This is a genomic window from Pseudomonas sp. PDM27 (assembly GCF_019219205.1).
In the GTDB taxonomy this organism is placed as follows: Bacteria; Pseudomonadota; Gammaproteobacteria; order Pseudomonadales; family Pseudomonadaceae; genus Aquipseudomonas; species Aquipseudomonas laurylsulfatiphila.
On sequence record NZ_JAHUWF010000009.1, the window covers coordinates 130,169 to 154,589 of the forward strand.

Here is a 24,421-nt window from a genome sequence, read left to right on the forward strand (position 1 = left end):
CCACATTGGATCTGTGTCGTTCACAAATCCCTTGTGGGAGCGGGCTTGCTCGCGAAAGCGGTTGACCTGGCAACGAAGCACTCAAGCCGACAGCATCTGCCGCAACTCGACACAATCCGCCGCATGCCAATCGGTCAATTCAGGCCAAGGATTATCCGGCAGGTTCACCAGCACCGTCCGCGTACCCGCCGCTCGCCCGCAATCCAGATCAAAGCGGTAATCGCCGACCATCACCATCTCGCTCGCCGGCACCTTCCACGCTTCGGCCAATTTCAGCAGCCCGCCCGGATGCGGTTTGGGCGGTGCATCATCGCGGCCCAATACATCTTCCAGCGCAAAGCAGTCGGCCAGGCCAATGGCCTCCAGCGTGACATGCGCCAGCTCCCGGGCATTGCGCGTGAGAATGCCCAGGCGATAACCGCGCCCGGCCAGCTCACGCACCAACTCCACCGCGCCCGGCGCCGGTTTCGAACCGAGGGCCAGGTCCCGTTCGTGCTCCAGCAGCCACGCATGCTTGGCAGCGGCTTCATCGGCCGGCAGTGCGGCGAGGTGGGTCAGGATGTCGGCTTCGGCAGGAATCGCCAAGGCTACGCGAATCGCTGCGAAGTCGTGCACGGCCACGGTCAGGGTGCCGTCCATGTCGAACACCCAGTGACGCACGTCAGCCAGGCTCACGCCCAATCCTTGCGGTGACGGATCAAGCCTTCCTGGGTGACCGAGGCCACCAGTTGCCCGGCGCGATTAAACACGCTGCCTCGGGAGAATCCGCGCGAGTTGCCGGCCCACGGACTGTCCATCGCGTAGAGCAGCCAGTCATCGGCACGCAGATTCTGGTGGAACCACAGTGCGTGATCGAGGCTGGCGACTTGCATGTCCTTGTGCCAGACCGATTTGCCATGGGGCTGCATCGAAGTGACCAGCAGACCGAAATCCGATGCATAGGCCAGCAGGTATTTATGCAGCGCCGGCGAATCGGCCAAAGCCCCGTCGGCGCGGAACCAGACGTACTTGACCGGATCGGACGGCAGCGGGTTGTAGGGATCTTTTTCAGTCACCGGGCGGAATTCGATCGGCTTGGGGCACAACAGCTTTTCGCGCATTTTCTCGGGAATCAGGTGCGCGCGCTGCTGGGTCAGTTCCAGCTCCGAGGGCAGATTTTCCGGGCCAACCACAACCGGCATTTTGCTCTGGTGCTCAAAGCCTTCCTCGTCGTACTGGAATGATGCACTGCACGTGAAGATCGGGTGGCCCTTCTGGATCGCCGTCACCCGGCGCGTGCTGAAACTGCCGCCGTCACGCACCCGGTCAACCTGATACACCACCGGCAACCCGGCATCACCCGGACGCAGGAAATAGCCGTGCATCGAATGCACATGGCGCGCCTCTTCTACCGTCTGACTCGCCGCCGACAGCGACTGGCCGAGTACCTGGCCACCGAACAGCTGACGAAAACCCAGGTCCTGGCTACGGCCGCGGAACAGGTTTTCCTCGATCGGTTCCAGGGTCAGCAAGTCGACCAGATCTTCCAACACTTGGCTCATTCAGACTCTCCTCACGCAAAACATTGCCGCGCAGTCTTGGCTGCAACGGTCGATTCAGTTTCCGGCCCGGGCCAGCATGGGGCCATTGTAAACGTCCGTGCCAGCTTATCCATGCAAGGTTTGCAGCCATTGTTCGCGGCTGATGCGATACAGAACGTGCCGACGCAACGGATGATCGGCCTCGAGTCGCGGGTGATCGAAGTCATCCGCCGGGTCATGGTGCATGCCGATGGCCTGCATGACTTTCTCTGACGGCAGGTTGGTTTGTGTCGTGAAGGCCACCACCTCTTTCAGCGGCAAGCGGTCGAACCCGCAGCGCAGAGCGGTCCACGCCGCTTCACTGGCATATCCGAGGCCCCAGTGCTCGCGGGCCAGGCGCCAGCCGATTTCCGTCGCGGGAGTGAATGGCGCGTCGAATCCGACCACATTGAGCCCGGTAAACCCGATGAACTGGCCAGAATCCTTTCGCTGCAAGGCCCAGAGCCCATAACCATGCTCGGCGAAATGACCACGGATTCGCCCGATCAATGACGCACTTTCCAGGCGGCTCAAGGTGCCTGGAAAATAGCGCATCACCTGCGGATCGGCACACATCGCCGCAAAGTCCGCCAAATCTTCATCGCGCCACTGGCGCAACAGCAGCCGAGCGCTTTCAAGCTCCAGTATTGGCTCCATCGTGCCCCGCCCCTCCATTACAATGTCGCCAGTCTACAACGCTGGTAGGATCCTTCTCTCATTCCTACATGAAATGACCATGCCACTGCCGCTGATTTATCACGAAGACTACAGTCCCGAGTTTCCGGCGGATCACCGCTTCCCCATGGACAAGTTCCGCCTGCTGCGCGATCACCTGGTGGACAGCGGCCTGACCCGCGACGCCGACCTGCTGCGCCCGGATCTGTGTCCGGCAGACATTCTCGCCCTCGCCCATGACCCTTCGTATATCGAACGCTACATGAGTGGCGAATTGTCCCGCGAAGACCAGCGCCGCCTCGGCCTGCCCTGGAGCGAAGCCCTGGCCCGGCGCACGGTGCGGGCAGTCGGCGGCTCGCTGCTGGCGGCCGAGCAGGCGCTGGAGCATGGCCTGGCCTGTCACCTGGCGGGCGGCACCCACCATGCGCACTACGACTACCCGGCCGGGTTCTGCATCTTCAATGACCTGGCGGTGATCAGCCACTACCTGCTGGAAAGTGGTCGGGTGAACCGGGTGCTGATCTTCGATTGCGACGTGCATCAAGGCGACGGGACCGCACGAATCCTGCACCACACCCCGGAAGCGGTAACCGTTTCCCTGCACTGCGAAAAGAACTTTCCTGCACGCAAAGCCGAAAGTGACTGGGACATTCCGCTGCCCAACGGCATGGGCGATGCCGACTACCTGAAGGTAGTAGACGATGCGCTTAACTACCTGCTGCCGCTCTACCAACCGGACCTGGTGCTGTATGACGCCGGGGTCGATGTGCATAAGGACGACGCCCTGGGTTATCTGAAGCTGACAGACGAAGGCGTCGCCGCCCGCGATGAAAGCGTGATGCGCCATTGCCTGGGCCGCGACATCCCGCTGGTCGGGGTGATCGGCGGCGGCTACAGCAAGGACCGCCAGGCCCTGGCCCGGCGCCACGGCATCCTCCATCACAGCGCGCAGCGTGTCTGGCAGTCATCAGGCTGTCACTGAGTTGTGGATGCTTTACCCACAATGCCTGTGGAACTGCCTGTGGATAACCTGAGTGAAAGGGTCTGCAGCCCACACGGCGTATAGGGTACAGAACGGTGGTTGTTTTTTAACCAGCACTGACAAACACCACCGAACCCTGTGGGAGCGGGCTTGCCCGCGAAGGCGGTGTATCAGATTCATGGATTTCGACTGACACTCCGCTTTCGCGAGCAAGCCCGCTCCCACAGGGATCCGGGCTGCTAGAATGCGCGGCTTATCCAGCCAGGCCGCAGCTCTCATCATGACCCAGCCCTCAACCGCCTCCCCTTCCCGCGTCGCCATCATCGGCGGCGGTCCTGCCGGTTTGATGGCCGCTGAAGTGTTGAGCCAGGCCGGGATCAAGGTCGACCTGTACGACGGCATGCCTTCGGTTGGACGAAAATTCCTCCTGGCTGGTGTCGGCGGCATGAACATCACTCACTCCGAAGCCTACCCGGCATTTCTCTCGCGCTACGCCGAACGCGCCCCGCAAATCGCCCCACTGTTGCGCGGCTTCGGCGCCGAAGCGCTGTGCCAGTGGATTCACGGGCTAGGCATCGAGACCTTCGTCGGCAGCTCCGGCCGGGTATTCCCCACCGACATGAAAGCCGCACCGCTGCTGCGCGCCTGGCTCAAGCGCCTGCGCGACAGCGGCGTAGTTATCCACACCCGCCATCGCTGGCTCGGCTGGAACGAGCATGGCGGTTTGCGCATCGACAGCCCGGAAGGCGAAAAGTCCGTTCAAGCCAATGCCACCCTGCTCGCCCTCGGTGGCGGCAGTTGGTCACGATTGGGTTCGGACGGCGCCTGGATGCTGGCACTGGAGCAGCACGGCGTAGGACTGGCGCCGTTGCAACCGAGCAATTGCGGCTTCGAGGTGCAGGCCTGGAGCGAATTGATGGTCAGCAAATTCGCCGGCGCGCCGCTGAAAAATATCGCCATCGGTCTCAATGATGATGTGCCCCGGCTCGGCGAATGTGTGATCACTGCCACCGGGATCGAGGGCAGTTTGATCTACGCCCTGTCGGCGCCTATTCGCGAAGCGATCAATCAGCACGGTACGGCGACGATTCATCTGGACCTGCTGCCCGGCCGGCCTGTGGATAAAGTTCTGGCGGCGTTGAGCAAACCACGAGGTTCACGCTCGATGGCCAAGCATCTGCACAGTCAGCTCGGCATCGATGGGGTGAAAGCGGCGCTGCTGCGTGAACTGACCAGCGCCGATTGCTTTGCCGATATGGCCTTGCTGGCCAAGGCGATCAAGGCATTGCCACTGTCACTGGTGAAAACCCGTCCACTGGACGAGGCCATCAGCAGCGCTGGCGGTGTGTTGTTCGAGGCGATGGATGAGCGATTGATGCTCAAGCAAATGCCTGGCGTGTTTTGCGCCGGGGAAATGCTTGATTGGGAAGCGCCGACAGGCGGTTATCTGCTGACCGCGTGTTTCGCCAGTGGGCGAGCGGCTGGGTTGGGGATGGTGGAGTGGTTGCGGCGCGAGGACTGAAGACCGAGGCGTCCCCTTCGCGAGCAGGCTCGCTCCCACATTGATCTTCAGTGAACACATAATTTGTGTACGACATGGATCCTGTGGGAGCGAGCTTGCTCGCGATGGCGGATTAACAGGCGCCGCGATTATTAAGGTTTGCGCTTACGCGGCCCGGTATTGAACACCGGTACCTTGCGCACCGGTTTGATCGAAGGCTCCGCCGGTGCAACCTCTCCGCTATCCACCCACTTGCCAAGATTGCGTTTACCACCGCCACCACCGGAAGCCTTGGGCTTCTTCGGTTTCTTCGGCTTCTTGACGACCTGACCGCTGGCATCGGTGTCCGGTACGCGGTGCTCCGGTTCGAAGTCCGGCTCGTTCTGCCGCTTCAAGGTCTGGCGGGTCAGCATCTCGATGGCCGACAGCAGATTCACTTCATCGGCGCACACCAGGGAAATCGCCTCGCCGGTCGAGCCCGCGCGGCCGGTACGACCGATGCGGTGGATGTAATCCTCGGCGACGATCGGCAAGTCGAAGTTGACCACCAGCGGCAGGTCTTCGATGTCCAGGCCGCGGGCCGCCACGTCGGTAGCGACCAGAATCTGCACTTCACTCGCCTTGAAGCGGTCGAGCGCGCGCTGGCGGGTCGCCTGGGGTTTGTCGCCGTGGATGCCGTCGGCGTTGATGCCCAGGCCCTGGAGTTTTTCCACCAGCGCATCCACGCCGTTGCGGGTCTTGGCGAACACCAGCACCTGCTTCCACTTACCCTTGCGCATCAGGTGCACGAACAGTTCCGGCTTGCGCTTCTTGTCCACCGTTACGATCCATTGCTTGACCGTATTGGCCGCCACGTTGCGCGGGCTGACTTCAATGCTCAGCGGGTCGTTGAGCATCTGCCCGGCCAGCAGGCGGATGTCATCGGAGAAGGTCGCGGAGAACAGCAGTGTCTGACGTTTCTTCGGCAGCGCGCGGTAAATGTTCGCCAGCTCCTCGGAAAAGCCCAGGTCGAGCATGCGGTCGGCTTCGTCCAGCACCAGGGTTTGTAGCTGGTTGAACTTCAGCGCGTTCTGGCGGAACAGGTCGAGCAAGCGGCCCGGGGTTGCCACCAGCAGATCGACACCGCTGCGCAGCTTCATCATTTGCGGGTTGATGCTGACGCCGCCGTACACCGCGTAAGTACGCAGCGGCAGGTTTTCGGCGTACTGGCGCACGGCTTCGTGAACCTGCTCGGCCAGCTCGCGGGTCGGTACCAGGATCAACGCGCGGACCGAGTTGGCGGTGACTTTCGGCCCTTCCATGGCCAGCAGTTGCAACAGCGGCAGGGCGAAACCGGCCGTCTTGCCGGTGCCGGTCTGGGCGGCGGCCATCAGGTCTCGACCGGCCAGCACCGCCGGAATGGCTTGCGCCTGAACCGGCGTCGGAGTCTGGTAGCCGAGCGTCTCAAGGGAGCGCAGCAAGGGTTCGATCAGGCCAAGGGTGGCGAAAGTCATGGGAGTACCGTAGGAAAATTCAGCGCGGGTTGTTCAAAACAAGTGTGCAAAACAAGATGCAATGCCGCGCAGTTTACCCTAATTCACTCGGGATTCTGTCGGTACTGCCGACGTCACCACCGGCCGCTCTGGCGCGCGACGCCACTGCGGCAGGCCAATCAAGACCACGGCGCTGATGATCACCGCCATCGCCAGTGCTTCTTCGATGCCGATGGTCTCGCCGACAAACACGATCCCCAGCAACACCGCCACCGCAGGATTGACGTAGGCATAACTGGTAGCCGCCGCCGGGCGCACGTGTTTCAACAGGTACATGTAGGCGTTGAAGGCGATGATCGAGCCGAACACGGTCAAGTACGCCAGGGCTGCCCACCCTTCGATGGGCGGCACCTTTTCCAGGTGTTCACCGCTGACTGCGCTGGCAAACAGCAACACGACGCCGCCCACCAGCATTTCCACAGCGCTGGCCATCGCGCCCTGAGGCAACGGCAGGTGTTTGCTCCAAACAGAGCCGAACGCCCAGGTCGCCGCCGCAAAGATCAGCAACGCCGCCCCCAATGGACTCGATTGCAGGTTGGAACCCAGGTTGAGCATGGCAATGCCGATCAGCCCGAGCACAATCCCGGCCCATTCGAGACGGGTATTACGTGCGCCCCAGAAATATCCGCACAGCAAGGTAAACAGCGGCACCGTCGCCACCGCCAATGCGGCGACGCCAGAAGCCACCCCGGTGTGCTCGGCGACACTGACTGCGCCATTGCCACAGGCAAGCAGCAACACGCCAATGACCCCGGCGGCTTTCCACTGTGCCCAGGTCGGTGCCGGCGCCCCGCGCCAGCGCAGGAAGGCGTACATCAAGGTCCCGGCAATGACGAAGCGGATCCCGGCGAGCAGCAGCGGTGGCCAATATTCCACACCGATGCGGATCACCAGGTAAGTCGAGCCCCAAATCACGTACAAGGCGAAAAAGGCAGCGATCAAAGGTAAGGGAAAGCGACGAAGGCCGGACATGGGGGGCAGCTCACAGGCAAGGACAAGTGAACGGCTATTCTAGAAAGGCTGGCGACGGAAAATAAGTTACAAAACCTGTTTAAAGCGCCAGTACACTTTTCAAAACACGGAGTTCAGCGCTATAAACCGTGTTTTCGAAAGTCGACCACTTTCAGGAGTCGCCCCATGGACAAATACGACCGCATGCTGCTCAGCGCCCTGCTGGAAAACGGTCGCGCGTCCTACGCGGACCTGGCACGCAAGGTCAATCTGTCGGCCCCCGCCGTGGCCGAGCGCGTGGCCAAGCTCGAAGCCAGTGGCGTGATCACCGGCTATCAGGCAAAGGTCGACATGGCCAAGCTCGGCCTGCCGATCCAGTGCGTGATCGAACTGCGCCTGAACCAGCACGGCAACCAGAAGGCCTACGACGACCTGATCAAAATCCCGCAATTGACCGAATGCCATCGGGTGACCGGCGATCCGTGCGTGATCATGCAAGCCGCGGTGGGCTCGATGCCGGAGCTGGAAGAACTGATCAACCGGATCGCCACGTTCGGGTTCAGCAAGACGTCGATCGTGTTGTCGAGTGCGATAGAGAAGCGAGTGCCGTTGGGGCATATCGAAGGGAATGGCAAGCTTTGATCGAACGCGGAACCTGTAGGAGCGAGCCTGCTCGCGATGGTCGCCAACGATAACGCGGGAAACCTGACACCCCGTCGCGAGCAGGCTCGCTCCTACAGGGGACTTGTGGTGAATTCGGGATCAGCGATAGCGCTTGAGATGTTCACCCACCTTCGCCGCCGGCACCTTCTGCAACTTGCACAGCAAGTCATGGGACAGCTCGCGCAGGCCATGCTTCTGCAGCAACTCTTCCTCCAGGTGCGCCGTCAGGTTGGCCGCCATCTCGGCATCGGCCATGGCCCGGTGGGCCTTGCCGGTGTGCGGCAGGTTGGCAAACGTGGTGAGGGTGCCGAGTTTGTGGTTCGGCGCGGCGGGCATCAGGCGGCGGGCCAACAGCAGCGAGCAGGCAAAGTTCTGCAAGCGGGTGCGCTTGATTCGCCCGAGTTCGAAGTCCCAGAATTTCTGGTCGAACGCGGCGTTGTGCGCGAGCAAGGGTGTGGTGCCGACGAACTCATTCACTTCGTTCATCACCTGCTCCGCCGACGGCGCGGTGCGCAGCATGGCGTTGCTGATGCCGGTGAGCTGCTCGATGAAAGCCGGGACGCGCACGCCGGCATTCATCAGGCTTTGGTAACGCTCGACGATGCGCCCCTGTTCAAGGATCACCACGGCAATTTCCGTGGCCCGGCAGCTGCTGCTCGGGGAGATCCCGGTGGTTTCAAAGTCGATGACTGCGATGCGTTCCAAACCTGGTTCAACTCCGTAAAAATCAATTCTTGAGCAGCAACGCGCCTTCGATCGGCACGTAGCGGCTGGCGGCGCGGATCAGCGAGTTGGCGGTCAGCCCCGGTACGCCGTAGGCCACGGCTTGCACGCCATGCTTGCTGATGATCCGCTCGAGCAGCATGTCGAAATCGCCATCGCCAGAGGCCAGGACGATTTCATCGACATGGTCGGCGGCATCCATGATGTCGAGCGTGATGCCCACGTCCCAGTCACCCTTGGCCGAACCATCGCTGCGCTGGATGTACGGCTTGAGCTTCACGGTGAAACCGAGGTTGCGCAGGATCTGCTGGAACTGCTGCTGTTTGCTGTCGCCACGGTCGATGGCGTAGGCGTAGGCTTCGACGATCTCGCCCTGCTGGCTGATGTCAGCCCACAGCGCGGCATAGTTGAAGTGGCAACCATAAGCCTGACGCACGGTGTAGTAGAGGTTCTGGACATCGGCGAACACTGCGATTTTTTTCACCGGCTTTCCTCAAGGCTGAATCAGGCACCAGGCCCGAAAGGTCGCCCAGTATGCCAGCCCAGAGGATTGTTCCGCGAATAATCGGCTATGTGGCGAGGGAGCTTGCTCCCGTTGGGGTGCGAAGCAGCCCCGTTACTTTGGAGTCCGAGGGGGCCTGCTACGCAGTCCAACGGGAGCAAGCTCCCTCGCCACTGGGTGTCAGACGAAGGAATCGTCGTCGCCGCCGAACAGCGAGTCATCGCTGTAGTCAGCGTCGCTGAAGCCGCCCTGATCGTTGCTCCAGGAATCATTGCCGGCCATGCGCTGGTCATCGCCCCAGCCATTGTTGCCCTGGTCGTTGACCTGGGCCGGCTCTTCCTTGATCACTTCGACGACTTCCGGTTGCTGATTGTGATGGAACAGGCTGCTGATGCCTTGTGCCAGCATCACGCCACCCGCCACGCCAGCGGCGGTTTTCAGCGCACCACCGAGGAAACTGCTGCCGGCCGCTGCCGGTGCTTGCTGCTGCGGGGCATAGCCCTGTTGTGGAAAATTCTGTTGCGGGGCACCGAAGTTCTGCTGTGGCGCTTGCGAGCCGAACGACGAGCGTCCCGGTTCACGCCAGCCACCGCTCGATGGCGTCGAGCTCTGGGTCGGTGCCGGTTGTGGATCACGGGAAGCGCCGCCAAAGATACTCGACAAAAAGCCACCGCTGCCCGACGCCGGAGCCGGGGTCGCCTGGGCCTTGGCCTGTTGCAGTTCGGCCTGCAATTGCTGGACTTGCCGGGTCAGTTGCTGGTTCTGCTCATCGAGGCTCTTGATCGCTGCCTCTTGCACCAGAATCGCCTGGGTCATGAAATATCCTGCCGCAGGCTGGCGCGTCAGGTGTTCCTTGATCCGCGCCTCGGCCTGGGCGTCGCGCGGGGCTGAGTCCGTTTCGGCCTGTTGCAGCCGGGAAAACAGTCCATCGATCAGGGTTTGTTCTTCGCTGTTCATGGCGACCTCGTAGATTGCCGGGAAAATCGTTGCCTTTATCCAATGAGGATAAGGTGCCCGACCTTAATGGAGGCTGAAACAAACTGTTTCAATGACCTTTACTGAACGTTTACGTTTGCGTCTCCCGGCACTTGATCGGTTAAAGTGGGCCACTGCTTTCAACCTGCGATACCAATCGATGAATCCGTTAGATGTGCTGCGTGACTCCCTGTATTTCTTCAAGCGCAATCTGGGCCAGATCGCGCAGCTGTGCCTGCCGCTGGTGATCCTGGAGGCGTTGCTGCAACAAGTGGTCGACCACTCCACCGAGCCGGACAGTTTCCCCGGCATCAGCGTGATTGTCGGCTTGCTGGTGTACCCGTTGTACACCGCCGCGCTGATTCTGTTTCTCGATGCTCGCAGCCGGGGCGAGTCGCCGCGCAACCGCGACCTGCTGGCGATGGCGGCGAGCCTGTGGCCGCGTTTCGCCCTGCTGACGGCGCTCAATACCGTGCTGATTCTGCTGGGCCTGTCGCTGTATTTCCTGCCGGGTATCTATCTGATGGTGACCCTGGCGTTTGGCGAATACCTGCTGGTGCTGCGCGGCATGGCGCCGCTGGCGGCCATGAAGGAAAGCCTGCGCATGACCCAAGGTCACTTCCTGCGCATCCTGCTGTGCATTCTGTGTGTGATGGGGCCGCTGTGGCTGCTCAAGGGGGCGACCCTGGCGGTGTACCCCGAACCGCAGAACCCGGTGATCTCGCTGCTGATCGACAGCGCCCACAGTTTCCTGCAGCTGTTTACCAGCGTGGTGCTGTTCCGTCTGTTCATGCTGATCAACCCGTTACCTGAGAGCAATGACAGCTCGCTCTGACGTTAGGCGCGCCCATCGCTCTCGGGTATGCTCGGGAACAATTTTGCAACGCCAATAAGCCGAGCCATGACCCGTCTACTGCGCCACACCCTGCTGGGCCTGCTGATCGTGATCGGCCTGATCGCCGTGATGACCTACAGCCTGACCTGGCGCCCCGACGCCAAAGAAGAGTTGCCCGTCAGTTGCAGTCCCCAGGCACCCACCCTGGTCCCCGGCCAGGCACTGAAAGTGATGACCTGGAACGTCCAGTTCCTGGCCGGCAAGCGTTACGTGTTCTGGAATGACCTGGCCGCCGGTACCGACGAACGCCCCACAACGGAAGACATGGCCTTCAGCCTCGACGAAGTGGCGCGGGTGATTCGCGACGAACAACCGGATGTCGTGCTGTTGCAGGAGCTGGACGACGGCGCCAAGACCAGCGATTACCAGCACCAGTTCAAACTGCTGCAGGAACGGCTCGCCGATTTGTACCCATGCAGTGTCAGCGCCTTCGACTGGAAGGCCGACTTCGTACCGGACCCGCATATCTTCGGCAGCGTCGGCCGGCAACTGGCAACCCTGAGCCGTTACCGGATCGAACATGCCCAACGCCTGCAACTGCCCGTCGCCTCGGGCAATCCGCTCAGCCGCCAATTCAACCCCAGAAACGCCTTGCTGGTGAGCTACTTGCCGTTGAGTGACGGTGGGCAGATGGCGGTGCTCAATACCCATCTGGAACGTGCGACACATGCCGACAACACCTTGCAAAACCAGGTGAACGCCGTGGCCAGGACCCTCGATAAACTCGAAAGCCGTGGCACACCGTGGTTGATCGGCGGGGATTTCAACCTGTTGCCGCTGGGTCAATATCGACGCCTGTCCGATGCACAACGCGCACCCTACTCCGCCGACAGCCCGTTGCACCTGCTGTGGGACAAATACCCGATGATCCCGACCAACAACGAAGCCAGCGGGATCGACCGCGAGCGCTGGCTGACCCACTACCCGAACGACCCCGGGCTGAACGGCCCGGACCGGACCGTCGACTACCTGTTCTACAGTCCGCGGATCAAACGGGTGGAGGCCATGGTGCGGCAGGACGATACGTTGCGTATCTCCGATCACTTGCCGGTGATTGCGCGGTTCCTTCTACCCGCAACACCCTAGCCCCTCATTCAAGTCAGATGCAAAACCTGTGGGAGCGAGCTTGCTCGCGATGGCGTCGTGTCAGTCGACATCATTGTTGAATGACAAATCGCTATCGCGAGCAAGCTCGCTCCCACAGGGATGGTGCATGGGCTGGAATCAGGCTTAATGCACCTCTTCCAGATCATCATGCAGCAGCCCGAAGATCTCGCGCTTCATCTCGATGAACGAGCGCTCCATGACCATGTCCAGGTTACGCGGACGATCGATCGGCACATCGAGGATCTGCTTGATCCGCCCCGGCCTGGCGCCCATGACATAGACCCGGTCGCCGAGCAGAATCGCCTCGTCGATGTCGTGGGTCACGAACAACACGGTCTTCTTGCTGTTGCCCCAAACCCGCAGCAACAACTGCTGCATTTGCAGGCGCGTCTGGCTGTCGAGGGCGCCGAAGGGTTCGTCCATCAGCAGGATCTGCGGGTCGTTGGCCAGCGCGCGGGCGATGGCGACGCGCTGCATCATCCCGCCGGACAGCTGCTTGGCGTAGTTGTCGGCAAAGCCGCTCAGGCCCACTTCATTGACGTAGTAGTCGACAATATCCTTGCGCTGCGCCGCCGGCATGCCGCGCCGCTTGAGGCCGAATTCGACGTTCTGCCGCACGGTCAGCCACGGGAACAGCGTGTAGCTCTGGAACACCATGCCGCGATCCGCGCCGGGGCCCTCCACCTGTTGGCCGCCGACGTAGATCGCCCCCGACGTAGGTTCGGCCAGGCCGGCGGTGAGGTACAGCAGGCTCGACTTGCCGCAGCCCGAAGGGCCTACCAGTACGGCGAACTGCTGGTCCGGGACCTCGAACGACACTTCTTCCAACGCGGTAAAGGTCCCGCCATCCGGCTTCTTGTAACGCAGGCTGACCTTGTCCACCTGCAGCCGAGGCGCGTTCACCGGGGCAGCCTGAGGGGCGACAAAACGATGAGTGGCGGCGGTTACTGAGCCCATGCGGTAATCCTCAGACGAAGGAAACGGAACAGTTGATCGGTGACCAGGCCCAGCAGGCCGATGATCGCGATGGCGAGGAAAATCACATCCACCTGGAAGCCGCGCATGGCCTTGAGGCTCAGGTAACCCAGGCCACTGGAGGCGGCGACCAGTTCAGCCACCACCAGGTAAGTCCAGGCCCAGCCCATGGTGACGCGCAGGGTATCGAGCACGCCGGGTAGCGAAGCTGGAGCGATCACGTGTAGCACCGCATCACGACGGTTCGAGCCGAGGGTATAGGAGGCGTTGATCAGGTCCTTGGAGATGCCTTTGGACACGTCCGCGATCATCACCAGTTGCTGGAAGAACACGCCGAAAATGATCACCGAGACCCGCTGCTCCAGACCGATGCCGATCCACAGGATGAACAGCGGTACGAACGAAGTCACCGGCAGGTAGCGAATGAAGTTGACCATCGGCTCCAGGAACGCCTGGACGATGCGGAAGCTGCCCATCAACAGCCCCAGCGGCACCGCCACCAGGGACGAGACAATGAAACCGACCATCACCACTTCAACGCTGGCCCACACGTGCTGGCCGAGGGTGCCGTCGCGACCGAGGCGCACGGCGGCCTCGACCACCGCGCCCGGGGTCGGCAGGAACATGCCCGGCACCACACCGCCGTAGGACAACCCGGCCCACAGGCCGACCAACAGCACCCAGGCCAGGCCGCTCGCGCTCCAGATCACCGAGACCGGCAAACCGGTCTTGGGCGTGATGCAGCGGCTCAGCCACGAATTGCGCTTGAACATGCAGCCTCCTAGAGCGGGGTGACGAAGCGGTTGTCGATCAGGTCGTCATTGCTGACGTTGTAGGGTTTGCCTTGCAGCTCGCTGGCGGTCTCGTTGGCCAGTTTGATCAGCGGTGCGCTGTCACCCGGCTTGCCCGGCGAACCCAGCAGCTTTTCGCTCATGGCCTGATCGTAGAAGCGCACGCCCTGGGCGGCCGCTTCCATTTCCTTCGGATCGGCCAGGTAACCGCCGACACCCTTGGCCATGATTTTGTAGGCTTCCTGCGGATGATCCTTGGTGTACTGCACGGCTTTGTACAAACCGGCCACCAGTGCCTTGACGTCTTCCGGCTGTTTCTCGATGACGCTGCAGTTCAGCGCCACCACGTCGACGATCACGCCCGGCGTGCTGCTGCTGTCGATCAGTACCTTGCCCTGCTGCTTGTCGCGCACCATCGACAGGTGCGGCTCCCAGGTCACGGCAGCGGGTACGCGACCGGCGATGAACGCGGTGGCGGCATCGTCGGCCGTCATGTTCTGCACGGTGATGTCGCTCATTTTCATGCCGTTCTTTTTCAGCAGATACGACAACCAGAACTGCGAGGTCGAACCTTCGTTGACCGCAACGGCCTTGCCTTTGAGCTCTTGCAGACTCTTGACGTCCTTGCCCACCAGCACGCCGTCACCACCATGGCTGTCGTCCAGCGCGGCCACGGCCTTGAAGCAGAATTGCGGACGGTACTTGAGCACCTCGTCGATGGTCGACGCCGAGCCGGACAACTCGCCGGACGCTTGTGCGGCCATGTACATCGCCGCTTCTTCGACCACCGGCAATTCGACGGTCAAACCGTTTTCCTTGAAGTAGCCCAGGTCCTGGGCCAGGTACAGGGTGCCGTAGCCGACCCAGGTGGTATGGCCGATGGACAGGGTGCCGGCCTGGGCGCTGGTAGCGACCGTCGCGGCGATGGCGGTGACCGCCAGTGGATGGACAACGCGCGTAAGCAAGGACTTGATCATGGAGCACTCCCAAAGCTGTTGATTTAGTTTTGTCATGGGCAGTACGGCGAGCCCTGAATGAGCTGCAACCTGTGGTCTCTGAGGGCCCCTTCGGCGGGCAGCATTCGGCGGGCTGGCGAGATCGATGTTGGCCCAAGGGCGGGATTAGGAAAATGAGGAAATATGTGGATGCGAACGATGAAAAAACTCGCTAGCGCGCACTGCAAAAGGGCGTTGTGGGCGGGGATGCCCGAGGTGGGTGCAAGGTGCTGAAATTATGTTGAATGGGCCATAGCATTCGCGAGCAAGCCCGCTCCCACAGGGGATCCGTGTCAGACACAAATCCAATGTGGGAGCGGGCTTGCTCGCGAAGAGGTCCGAGAGAACGCTACACGATCAGAGCCGGCCGTATTCCTGCGCCGTTCGATCCACCGCTTTCAAGGTCTTGGCGATCAGTTCGTCAATCTCTTCACGGCTGGCAATCAACGCCGGCGCCATGATCATCCGGCCCAAGGTCGAGCGAATGATCACCCCCTCCTCGAAACCAATCGTACGGCAACGCCAGGCGATGTCGTTCTCATTGGCGAAGCGCTTGCGAGTGGATTTATCTTCGGCCAGTTGCAGCGCCGCGACCATGCCGGTGCCCTGGATATCGCCCACCAACGGGTGCTTGCCGAACACCTCGCGCAGGCACTGTTGCAGGTACGGGCCGATGTCGTCCTTGACCCGCGTCACCACGCCTTCATCGCGCAGGGCCTTGAGGTTGGCAATCGCTACCGCCGCCGCCACCGGGTGCCCGGAATAGGTCAGGCCGTGGGCAAACACACCGCCCTGCTCCACCAGCACCGAGGCCATTTTCTTCGACAGGATCAGGCCGCCCATGGGGATGTAACCCGAGGTCAGGCCCTTGGCGATGGACAGGGTGTCCGGTTCGAAACCGAAGTACTCGTGGGCGAACCATTCGCCGGTACGACCAAAGCCACCGATAACCTCATCGGCGCACAGCAGCACATCGTATTTGCGGCAGATGCGCTGGATTTCCGGCCAGTAGCTTTCCGGCGGGAAGATCATCCCGCCGGCACCCTGGAACGGCTCGGCGATGAAGCCTGCGACCTTGTCCGCACCCAGTTCGAGAATCTTCGCTTCCAGTTGCCGGGCCGCGCGCAGACCGAATTCCGCCGGCGTCAGGTTGCCTTCGTGAGCGAAGAAGTACGGCTCGTCGATGTGCTCGATGTCCGGAATCATGCCGCCCATTTCGTGCATGAACTTCATGCCGCCCAGTGCCGTCGCGGCCAGGGTCGAACCGTGGTAACCGTTCCAGCGCCCGATCATGATTTTCTTCTCGGGCTTGCCGAGCACCTGCCAGTAACGCCGCACCGTGCGGATCAACACCTCGTTGGCCTCGGAGCCGGAGTTGGTGTAGATCGCGTGGCTGTAGTGACCCGGCAGCAGGCTGAACAGCAGCTCGGACAGCTCGATCACCTGCGGGTGGGTGGTGTGGAAAAACATGTTGTAGTACGGCAGCTGTTCCAACTGCTGGCTCGCCGCGGCCGCCAGGTCCTTGCGCCCGTAACCGAGGTTGGTGCACCACAGCCCGGACATGCCGTCGAGGTAACGGCGGCCATCGTTGTCCCACAGGTGCAGGCGCTCGCCACGGACCATCACCCGTGGTCCCTCGTCGTTGAGGGCTTTCTGATCGACGAACGCATGGATGTGGTGCGCAGCGTCGGCGGCCTGGTAGTCGCGGGTTTCACGTGGTGTGGTCATCGCCTGTTCTCCGTTTTGTTATCAGCGCAATTGAAACCAGGTGGTCTTCAACTGGGTGTATTTATCGAATGAATGCAGGGACAGGTCGCGGCCGAAACCGGACTGCTTGCCGCCGCCAAAAGGTACGGTCACGTCCAGTGCATCGACGCTGTTGACCGACACCGTGCCCGCTCGCAATTGTCGCGCCACGCGGTGGGCGCGGTTGAGGTCATCGGTCCACAGCGAAGCCGCCAGACCGTAGACGCTGTCGTTGGCCAATTGCAATGCATGGGCCTCGTCGTCGAACGCCGTGACAGCCAGAACCGGGCCGAATACTTCGTCGCGAAACAGCGGCATGTCTGGCGTCACGCCGGTAAAGATCGTCGGCTGGATGAAGTTGTCGGAGCCGTTGAAGATCGACTGTCGACCGCCACAGATCCTGGTCGCACCTTGCTGCTCGGCCTGCTGGATGAACTTCATGATGTGCGCGGTCTGACGGCTGTCGACGATGGCACCGGCGGCGCTCGACGGGTCCAGCGGATCGCCCGGCAACCAGCGTTCGGCCTGGGCCTTGAGGCGTTCGACGAACGCGTCATGAATCGAGCGCTGCACCAGCAACCGCGAGTTGGCCGAGCAGACTTCGCCCTGATTGAAAAAGATGCCGAACGCGGCTTTTTCGGCAGCCAGATCCAGGTCCTGACAATCGGCGAACACCAGGTTGGCGCTCTTGCCGCCGCACTCCAGCCACACCTGTTTCAGGTTCGATTGTGCCGAGTACTGCATGAAATATTTGCCGACTTCGGTGGAGCCGGTGAACACCAGGCAATCGACGTCTTGGTGCAGGCCGAGGGCCTTGCCGGTTTGCTCGCCCAGGCCCGGCAGTACGTTCAACACACCCGCAGGCACACCGGCTTCAAGCGCCAGCTCCGCCAGACGCAAGGCCGAAAACGGTGACTGCTCGGCCGGCTTGAGAATCACCGAGTTGCCAGCGGCCAGGGCCGGGGCGAGTTTCCACGCAGCCATGTCCAGCGGAAAATTCCACGGCACCACGGCAGCCACCACGCCGAGGGCTTCGCGGGTGATGGTCGCCAGCACGTTCTGCGCACTCGGTGCGACCTGATCGTAGAGTTTGTCGAGGCTCTCGGCGTACCAGCGGAACACCCCGGCGGCACCCGGTACATCGATGTTGTAGGCGTCCGTGACGGGCTTGCCCATGTTCAGCGAATCGAGCAGGGCCAGTTCTTCACGGTTTTCGAGGATCAAGTCGGCCAGGCGCAACAGCACTTGTTTACGTTCAGTCGGCGAACGTGCCGACCAGGTGCCGGCTTCAAACACTTGCCGCGCATTGCGCACCGCCGCGTTCACATCTTCCTCGCCACAGGCTGCGACATTGGCCAGGCATTGCCCGGTGGCGGGGTTGATCGCGGCGAAAGTCTGCCCCGATTGCGCCGCTCGGCGCTGGCCATCGATCACGGCCCGGTCGGGAAACCGCAGGGAAGCGGCTTTGCGTTGCCAATACTCAAGCTCGAACACGTTCGGATGCTCCAGAGGACATTCTTGTGTATTGGATAGTCGCTCAGGCCCGAGCGGTGGAAAACCAGTAAAAATGTGTTCGCAGGCCAAGAAAAAACTACGTAGCCAATCTCCCTTCTGGCGCAGCATGTGGTTATTGTTCAACCACAACAAATCGCTACCCGAGCGGATAGGGGTGGCGCGCAAATTGCCTGGATGCCTGATTCGTTCTCCCCCGAGGTTTGCTGTGGCTGCCTACAATCTGCGTCAACTGAAATACTTCATCACCACCGTCGAGTGCGGCAGCGTCGCCGAGGCCTCGCGCAAGCTGTACATCGCCCAGCCGTCGATCTCCACGGCCATCAAAGGGCTGGAAGACAGCTTCGGTGTGCAATTGCTGATTCGCCATCACGCCCAGGGCGTGTCATTGACGCCCAGCGGTGCACGCTTCTACCGCAAGGCCCAGGAACTGCTGCGCATGGCCAAGGAGTTCGAGCAGAACGCCCTGGCCGACAACGATGTGGTGTCCGGGCAGATCGATATCGGCTGCTTCGAAACCGTCGCGCCGCTGTACCTGCCGCAATTGATCGCCGGGTTTTCGGCGTTGTACCCGGGGGTGGAAATCCGCATCCGCGACGGCGAGCAGCAAGAACTGGTGCAGGGCCTGACCTCCGGCGCCTTCGATCTGGCGATCCTCTATGAGCACGATCTCGACGGCACCATTGCAACCGAACCCTTGATGCCGGCGCAACGGCCTTACGCGCTGCTGCCGGCCGATCACCGTTTTGCCCAGCAGGCACAAGTCTCACTGCGGGACCTGTGCCTGGAGCCGATGATTCTTTTGGACGTGCAGCCGAGCCGGACCTATTTCGTCAGCCTGTTCGAAGAGCTGGACCTGACCCCGCGCATTGCCTTCAGCTCGCCATCGATCGAGATGGTGCGGGGCATGGTCGGACAAGGATTCGGCTTCTCGATCCTGGTGACCAAGCCGCATTCGGAGTGCACCTACGACGGGCAGAAAGTGGTGTGCGTCGACATCGCCGAAGACGTCACTGGCTCAGGACTGGTGGCGGCCTGGCTCAAGCGCGGGCAACTGACCAAACCGGCGCAGTTGTTTGCCGACTATTGCCGCGAACAACTCACTGCGAAATCCGAACGATCACACCGCCCTCTGTAGGAGCTGCCGCAGGCTGCGATCTTTTGCTCTTGAAAAAATCAAAATCAAAAGATCGCAGCCTGCGGCAGCTCCTACGTAATCGCGATGCGATTACTTCCTCGGCTTGATCCGCGCAGTCGCTTCGGCCACCAGCGGATCATCCGGCCAGTAATGCTTGGGATAACGTCCCTTCAGATCCTTCTTCACTTCGGCGTAGGTGCTGCGCCAGAAGTTCGCCAGGTCCTGCGTCACCTGCACCGGCCGCCGCGCCGGGGACAACAGATGCAGCTTGACCACTTGCCGCCCTCCGGCGATGCGCGGGGTTTCGGCCAGGCCGAACAACTCCTGCAGCCGCACCGCCAGAATCGGCGGCTGTTCGCTGTAGTCCAGGCGAATCGATGAGCCCGACGGCACACTCAAATGATGCGGCGCCAACTCGTCCAGCCGCTGCGGCAACGGCCACGGGAGCAGGTTGTGGACGATGCTCGACAGGTCCAGATTGGCGAAGTGACTGAGCCGCGAGACTTTGCCCAGATACGGCATCAGCCAGTGTTCCAGGCTTTTGAGCAACGCTGCATCGCTGACATCCGGCCACTCGCTCTCGCCCTTGCCGGCGAGGTCCAGTTGCCGCAACAACGCGACCCGCGCCTGCCACTGACGCAGTTCCGGGGTCCACGGCAACAGCTCCAGGCCTTTGCGTCGCACCAGGTTCACCAGTGCCTGGCTGCGGGCAGTTTCGTCGAGGCCTGTCAGCGGCTCACGGCTGAGGATCAATTCGCCAACCTTGCGCTGACGCTCGGCCCGCAGCACGCCTTCGCGCTCGTCCCAATCCAGTTGATCGACACAGCGAACCTGCTCGGCCAACACTGAGTCGAACAGCGCCGGGTCGAAGTCCGTCGCCAGATAAATCCGCTCCTCACGCTGCCCCTGACGACTGCCTAGATCGGCGATCACCAGCCACGGTTGCTTCATCAGGCTGTCGGCCTCGGCGAACAGCGCGGCACGTCCGTTGGCCAAGCGATATTCCGCACCACCGGCGCGCCGTTGTTGGGCGACGCGGTCGGGATAGGCCAACGCCAGCAATGCACCGAGCCAGCGCGGGTGATCAGGATCGCTGACCGGCTCCGAGGCTTTGCCGCGCAAGTAACCACGGTATTGCCGCGCCAGTTGCCGTGCGCGTTGCACGCCACCCTGCGCGCCACGTGCGGCGCGTTCTTCGCCAGACAGCAATACCAGGCGACTGTGCAAGTCCGCCCCGCCGCCACGCAAGATATCGCGCTCGCCGAGCAGTGCGGCGACGTCGCAAGCCATATCCGCCAGTCCCAGCGCCTGGCCGCGCAACAGCAAATGCGCGATACGCGGATGGGCCGGCAGTTCGGCCATGGCCTGGCCGTGACGGGTCAGCGCTTCGCCGTCCAGTGCGCCCAGGCGTTCGAGCAGATCCTGAGCCTGTGCAAAAGCGGCGGCCGGTGGCACGTCAAGCCACACCAGTTGTCCGGGTGCCACACCCCAGCGCGCCAATTGCAGGGCCAGCCCGGCAAGGTCCGCCGAGAGGATTTCCGCGCTGCCATAAGCCGCCAGTTGCTCGTGCTGGTCCTGGGACCACAGGCGATAACAAACACCGGGCTCCAGACGCCCGGCCCGGCCCGCGCGCTGGGTCGCACTGGCCTTGGAAATGCGCTGGGTGTCGAGACGGGTCATGCCGCTGCCCGGGTCGAAACGCGGCACCCGCGCCAGCCCGGCATCGATCACCACGCGCACGCCGTCAATGGTCAAACTGGTTTCGGCGATGTTGGTGGCCAGCACCACTTTGCGCTTGCCCGGCGGCGCCGGATCGATCGCCGCCCGTTGCGCCGTCAGGTCCAGTTCACCGTGCAACGGACACAGCAGAACCTGTGGGTTGTCACCCAAGGCATCGGCCAATTGCTGATGCACGCGGCGGATTTCCGCTTGCCCCGGCAGAAACACCAGCACGCTGCCGGTCTCGTCGTTCAAGGCTTCGAGGATGGTCTGCACCAGGCGCGGCTCGATGAATTCACCGGCCTGGAACGGCCGACCCCAGCGCATCGCCACCGGGTACATGCGCCCTTCGCTGCGCAGGATCGGCGCGTCGTCGAGCAACCCGGCCAGACGTTCGCCTTCAAGCGTGGCGGACATCAAGAGGATTTTCAGCGGCTGATCGTCACGGAACAGTTCGCGGCCATTGAGGCTCAGGGCCAAGGCCAGGTCAGCATCGAGGCTGCGCTCGTGGAATTCGTCGAAGATCAGCAGGCCCACGCCTTCCAGCGCCGGGTCATCCTGCAGGCGCCGGGTGAGGATGCCTTCGGTGACCACTTCGATTCGGGTATTGGGGCCGACCTTGCTGTCGAGTCGAATGCGATAGCCCACGGTTTCGCCGACCTTTTCCCCCAGCTCACTGGCCAGCCGCTCCGCCGCTGCGCGTGCGGCCAAGCGGCGGGGTTCGAGCATCAGGATGGTCTGCCCGGCGAGCCACGGCTCGTTGAGCAAGGCCAAGGGTACGCGGGTGGTTTTACCGGCACCGGGCGGTGCTTCGAGCACGGCTTCGTGGCGTGTAGCGAGGGCTTCACGCAGGGCGGGTAAAACTTCATCGATCGGCAAAGAAATCATGCTGGCTCCAAAACAGAGGGCCGAGTATAACGGCGAACTGCCAGGCGTTCGTCAGGGTCTTAATTCATACCGACGACGTTTCGTTTCGAGATTACCCAGGAGATTTCATATGCGTGCTCCCTTTCGCCTGATTGGCGGTGTTCTGGTCGCAACCCTGCTGACTCAAGTGACCGCCTGCGGGTCGATTTTCTATCCCGATCGCCGTGGCCAGATCGAAGGCAAGATCGACCCGGCCATCGCCGCGCTCGATGCCGTGGGCCTGCTGTTCTACATCATCCCCGGCCTGATCGCGTTTGCCGTGGACTTCGCCACCGGCGCGATTTATTTCGAGCCGGGCAAGACCGCCCAGGTCGATCCGCAAAAACTCAAGGACGCCATCGGCCCCGACGGCCAGGTCGATAACCGCAAGTTGCAGACTATTCTGGAAAGCGAGCTGGGCCGCAGCTTCCCGCTGGACGATCCACGCCTGATCCAGAGCAAAGGCAGCGCCCAACAACTGGCGATGTTCGGCCTGCAACCGGCCGCGTAATCCCTGCGCACGAAGGACTCTTCAAGGAACGATGACCACTATGACCTCCAGCTCCGAACACGCCCGCCTGCTGCGGCTGGCGACCCGTGCCTCGGTGGCGGTGGCGTGCACGTTGATCATCGCCAAAGCCATCGCCTGGTGGCTGAGCGGCTCGGTGAGCATGCTCGCCGGACTCACCGACTCGGCACTCGACGGCGTCACCTCATTGCTCAACCTGCTGGCGGTGCATTACGCCCTGCGCCCCGCCGACAATGATCATCGCTACGGGCACGGCAAGGCCGAGTCGTTGGCGGGCATGGCCCAGGCGTTGTTCATTGGCGGCAGTGCGGTACTGATTGCGTTGCAGGCCTATGATCGGCTCAAACACCCCGAACCGGTCGGCGCGCCGTGGATCAGTATCGGCGTGATTGTGTTCTCCCTCGTACTGACCCTGGGGTTGTTGATGTTTCAACATCGGGTGGTCAAGGCCACCGGCTCCAACGCGGTGCGCGCCGACTCCCTGCACTACCGTTCGGACCTGCTGCTCAACGGCAGCATTCTGATCGCGCTGGTGCTGGCCGGGTTTGGACTGCATCAGGTCGACCCCTGGTTCGGTCTGGGAATCGCTGCCTACATTCTGTGGAGCGCAGTGCAGATCGCCCGGGAGAGCTTTGCGGTGTTGATGGATGAAGAACTGCCGCAGGAGGTCAGCCAGCACATGCTGGAATTGGCGTGCAGCGTGCCCGGCGTGCTGGGTGCCCATGACCTGCGCACGCGGATCTCCGGCAACCAGTGGTTTGTGCAATTGCATCTGGAGCTGCCGGGGGAATTGACGCTGTCAGTGGCCCATGGCATCAGCGATCAGGCTGCCGCGGCCATTCACGACGCCTACCCGCGAGCCGAAGTGCTGGTGCACGCCGACCCGCAGGAAGTGGTGAAAAACGCTCGGACTCAGTAGTTCACCTGATAACCACGACTGCTCAGGCAACTGCCCTGGGCCTGCCGGTAGGCTTGCACCACCGACGGGTCTGGCTGGTAGGTGGCGGTACGTGGATCGAAACCACTCTGCTGCACCGCGTATTGATAACACTCGTAGCCATCGCGATTGACCTGCTCCGGCGACTGGCCGTTGGCCGGGTACGCCTCCACGTCATAACCATTGCTGGCGGCCAGTGGTGGCGACTGTGGTTGGCCAACCGGCGGCTCGACCACGACGTAATCCCGGGTGCTCTCCTGATAGGCGTAATACGAACCGGCCGCGAGGAACAGCAGCGCCCCGCCGATCCACACCTGCTCGGCATAATCAGGAAGGTAGCTGACGCGAATCCCGCGGGGTGGCACTACCACCTCATAACGCGGGCCCAGCGGGCGATACCAGTAGCCACCGGAATAGTAGTAATCCATGCCACGGTAAGGCACGCGGAAGTTACGCTCGGGGAAGCGGTCGATCAGCTGGCCGGGGCGATACCTGGGACCTGGCCCCCAGCCGTTACCGTGTCCGCTCGGGCGTCCGTCCCAGTGATTGTCATTGGTCGGCGCACCGACATAGCCCTTCCAGCGCTGATTGTAATCGTTGCGATGCGGCTGATCCTGATAGTCACCGCGCCGCGGCGGCTGGGTCTGGCGCACGGTGTCCGGGCGCGGCTGGATCGGCATGTCAGTGGCCGGTGCCTGCGGCGGTGGCGGCGGTGAGCGAACCGGGCTGTTGAAATCCGGCGCTGGACGGGGCTGCCGCTGGCTATTGTTCTGATGTTGATTCTGGCCGTTGTGCTCGTACTGGCGGTTGTCGTTGTTCTGCGCACGCGGCGGGTTCTGTGGCGGGCCGTTCTGCGGGCGTGGCTGGTTGTTGCCACCATGGCCCTGACTACCCCCCTGGTTACCACCCTGATGCCCATCCTGACCGTGCTGCCCGCCATCATGGCCACGGTTTTGCTGCTCATCGGCCAGCGTTTGCGCAGTGACACTGACACACAGCAAACCAACACCGGCCAAACGCCAGAAGCGCGATTTCATGCTTATCCTCATTGCGGGTCAGGGCCTGTACGTAAGACTGGGAAAGCAGTGGCCGGTTCTGCGACAGGTTA

General features: G+C 62.1%; 23 protein-coding genes. 8 read left to right on the top strand and 15 right to left on the bottom strand.

Annotation, left to right across the window (positions count from 1 at the left end):
* Positions 1-81: 81 nt before the first annotated feature.
* The 3 genes from KW838_RS19170 to KW838_RS19180 all read right to left on the bottom strand — a co-directional run bounded on the left by KW838_RS19170 (position 82) and on the right by KW838_RS19180 (position 2,216).
* A complete protein-coding gene (locus KW838_RS19170) occupies positions 82-675 on the bottom strand; it encodes an HAD family hydrolase (protein WP_218502567.1) in 594 nt (197 codons plus the stop codon).
* The gene (tesB, locus tag KW838_RS19175; protein ID WP_007975794.1) at positions 672-1,541 is read right to left on the bottom strand and encodes an acyl-CoA thioesterase II; all 870 of its coding nucleotides are present in this window, start codon (positions 1,539-1,541) and stop codon (positions 672-674) included. Before tesB ends, KW838_RS19170 begins: the two co-directional genes overlap by 4 nt.
* A 105-nt stretch (positions 1,542-1,646) precedes the next feature.
* Positions 1,647-2,216, bottom strand: a complete 570-nt coding sequence (locus KW838_RS19180) for a GNAT family N-acetyltransferase (protein WP_102702085.1) — start codon at positions 2,214-2,216, stop codon at positions 1,647-1,649.
* A gap of 79 nt (positions 2,217-2,295) precedes the next feature.
* Here KW838_RS19180 and KW838_RS19185 point away from each other — a divergent pair, with 79 nt between their 5' ends.
* Together KW838_RS19185 and KW838_RS19190 are read left to right on the top strand one after the other, a co-directional pair.
* Positions 2,296-3,216, top strand: coding sequence for a histone deacetylase (locus KW838_RS19185; RefSeq protein ID WP_218502569.1), 921 nt, complete (start codon positions 2,296-2,298; stop codon positions 3,214-3,216).
* Between the two features lie 280 nt (positions 3,217-3,496).
* The gene (locus tag KW838_RS19190; RefSeq protein ID WP_218502572.1) at positions 3,497-4,738 is read left to right on the top strand and encodes a TIGR03862 family flavoprotein; all 1,242 of its coding nucleotides are present in this window, start codon (positions 3,497-3,499) and stop codon (positions 4,736-4,738) included.
* Between the two features lie 131 nt (positions 4,739-4,869).
* On the opposite strand, the gene KW838_RS19195 is transcribed toward KW838_RS19190, so the two are convergent.
* Together KW838_RS19195 and yedA are read right to left on the bottom strand one after the other, a co-directional pair.
* Positions 4,870-6,210: a DEAD/DEAH box helicase gene (locus KW838_RS19195; RefSeq protein WP_015096940.1), complete on the bottom strand. Its 1,341-nt coding sequence runs from the start codon at positions 6,208-6,210 to the stop codon at positions 4,870-4,872.
* Positions 6,211-6,288: 78 nt separating this feature from the next.
* Positions 6,289-7,221, bottom strand: a complete 933-nt coding sequence (gene yedA / locus KW838_RS19200) for a drug/metabolite exporter YedA (protein ID WP_218502574.1) — start codon at positions 7,219-7,221, stop codon at positions 6,289-6,291.
* 165 nt (positions 7,222-7,386) lie between these two features.
* On the opposite strand from yedA, the gene KW838_RS19205 reads away from it, so the two are divergent.
* A complete protein-coding gene (locus KW838_RS19205) occupies positions 7,387-7,842 on the top strand; it encodes an Lrp/AsnC family transcriptional regulator (RefSeq protein WP_007994028.1) in 456 nt (151 codons plus the stop codon).
* A gap of 120 nt (positions 7,843-7,962) precedes the next feature.
* Here the strand turns inward: KW838_RS19205 and KW838_RS19210 are convergent, their stop codons facing one another.
* From KW838_RS19210 to KW838_RS19220, 3 genes are all read right to left on the bottom strand, one after another.
* The gene (locus tag KW838_RS19210) at positions 7,963-8,568 is read right to left on the bottom strand and encodes a PolC-type DNA polymerase III (RefSeq protein WP_007975805.1); all 606 of its coding nucleotides are present in this window, start codon (positions 8,566-8,568) and stop codon (positions 7,963-7,965) included.
* Between the two features lie 22 nt (positions 8,569-8,590).
* The gene (locus KW838_RS19215) at positions 8,591-9,070 is read right to left on the bottom strand and encodes an NYN domain-containing protein (RefSeq protein WP_015096943.1); all 480 of its coding nucleotides are present in this window, start codon (positions 9,068-9,070) and stop codon (positions 8,591-8,593) included.
* Positions 9,071-9,268: 198 nt separating this feature from the next.
* Positions 9,269-10,045, bottom strand: a complete 777-nt coding sequence (locus KW838_RS19220; RefSeq protein WP_218502577.1) for a DUF2076 domain-containing protein — start codon at positions 10,043-10,045, stop codon at positions 9,269-9,271.
* A gap of 178 nt (positions 10,046-10,223) precedes the next feature.
* Between KW838_RS19220 and KW838_RS19225 the strand changes: the two genes are divergently transcribed.
* Together KW838_RS19225 and KW838_RS19230 are read left to right on the top strand one after the other, a co-directional pair.
* Positions 10,224-10,898: a YciC family protein gene (locus tag KW838_RS19225; protein WP_218502579.1), complete on the top strand. Its 675-nt coding sequence runs from the start codon at positions 10,224-10,226 to the stop codon at positions 10,896-10,898.
* Between the two features lie 66 nt (positions 10,899-10,964).
* Positions 10,965-12,044, top strand: a complete 1,080-nt coding sequence (locus KW838_RS19230; protein WP_102700956.1) for an endonuclease/exonuclease/phosphatase family protein — start codon at positions 10,965-10,967, stop codon at positions 12,042-12,044.
* A 144-nt stretch (positions 12,045-12,188) separates the two neighbouring features.
* Here the strand turns inward: KW838_RS19230 and KW838_RS19235 are convergent, their stop codons facing one another.
* From KW838_RS19235 to KW838_RS19255, 5 genes are all read right to left on the bottom strand, one after another.
* Positions 12,189-13,022: an ABC transporter ATP-binding protein gene (locus KW838_RS19235; RefSeq protein WP_218502582.1), complete on the bottom strand. Its 834-nt coding sequence runs from the start codon at positions 13,020-13,022 to the stop codon at positions 12,189-12,191.
* Positions 13,010-13,813, bottom strand: a complete 804-nt coding sequence (locus KW838_RS19240) for an ABC transporter permease (protein ID WP_007975817.1) — start codon at positions 13,811-13,813, stop codon at positions 13,010-13,012. Before KW838_RS19240 ends, KW838_RS19235 begins: the two co-directional genes overlap by 13 nt.
* Before the next feature lie 8 nt (positions 13,814-13,821).
* Entirely contained in the window at positions 13,822-14,808 is a 987-nt protein-coding gene (locus KW838_RS19245; RefSeq protein ID WP_102700954.1) for an ABC transporter substrate-binding protein, read from the bottom strand.
* Positions 14,809-15,183: 375 nt separating this feature from the next.
* Positions 15,184-16,554: an aspartate aminotransferase family protein gene (locus KW838_RS19250; RefSeq protein WP_015096948.1), complete on the bottom strand. Its 1,371-nt coding sequence runs from the start codon at positions 16,552-16,554 to the stop codon at positions 15,184-15,186.
* Positions 16,555-16,575: 21 nt separating this feature from the next.
* Positions 16,576-18,066 carry an aldehyde dehydrogenase gene (locus KW838_RS19255; RefSeq protein ID WP_218502584.1) on the bottom strand — a complete coding sequence of 497 codons (1,491 nt, stop codon included), beginning with the start codon at positions 18,064-18,066 and terminating at the stop codon, positions 16,576-16,578.
* Between the two features lie 226 nt (positions 18,067-18,292).
* On the opposite strand from KW838_RS19255, the gene KW838_RS19260 reads away from it, so the two are divergent.
* Positions 18,293-19,222: a LysR substrate-binding domain-containing protein gene (locus KW838_RS19260; RefSeq protein ID WP_102700951.1), complete on the top strand. Its 930-nt coding sequence runs from the start codon at positions 18,293-18,295 to the stop codon at positions 19,220-19,222.
* A gap of 90 nt (positions 19,223-19,312) precedes the next feature.
* On the opposite strand, the gene hrpB is transcribed toward KW838_RS19260, so the two are convergent.
* Positions 19,313-21,829, bottom strand: coding sequence for an ATP-dependent helicase HrpB (hrpB, locus tag KW838_RS19265; RefSeq protein ID WP_218502586.1), 2,517 nt, complete (start codon positions 21,827-21,829; stop codon positions 19,313-19,315).
* A gap of 109 nt (positions 21,830-21,938) precedes the next feature.
* Here hrpB and KW838_RS19270 point away from each other — a divergent pair, with 109 nt between their 5' ends.
* Positions 21,939-22,358, top strand: a complete 420-nt coding sequence (locus KW838_RS19270; RefSeq protein WP_007975830.1) for a hypothetical protein — start codon at positions 21,939-21,941, stop codon at positions 22,356-22,358.
* Between the two features lie 40 nt (positions 22,359-22,398).
* Positions 22,399-23,295, top strand: coding sequence for a cation diffusion facilitator family transporter (locus KW838_RS19275; RefSeq protein WP_218502594.1), 897 nt, complete (start codon positions 22,399-22,401; stop codon positions 23,293-23,295).
* On the opposite strand, the gene KW838_RS19280 is transcribed toward KW838_RS19275, so the two are convergent.
* Entirely contained in the window at positions 23,289-24,350 is a 1,062-nt protein-coding gene (locus KW838_RS19280; protein WP_102700948.1) for a DUF6515 family protein, read from the bottom strand. The genes KW838_RS19275 and KW838_RS19280 overlap by 7 nt on opposite strands.
* Between the last annotated feature and the right edge of the window lie 71 nt (positions 24,351-24,421).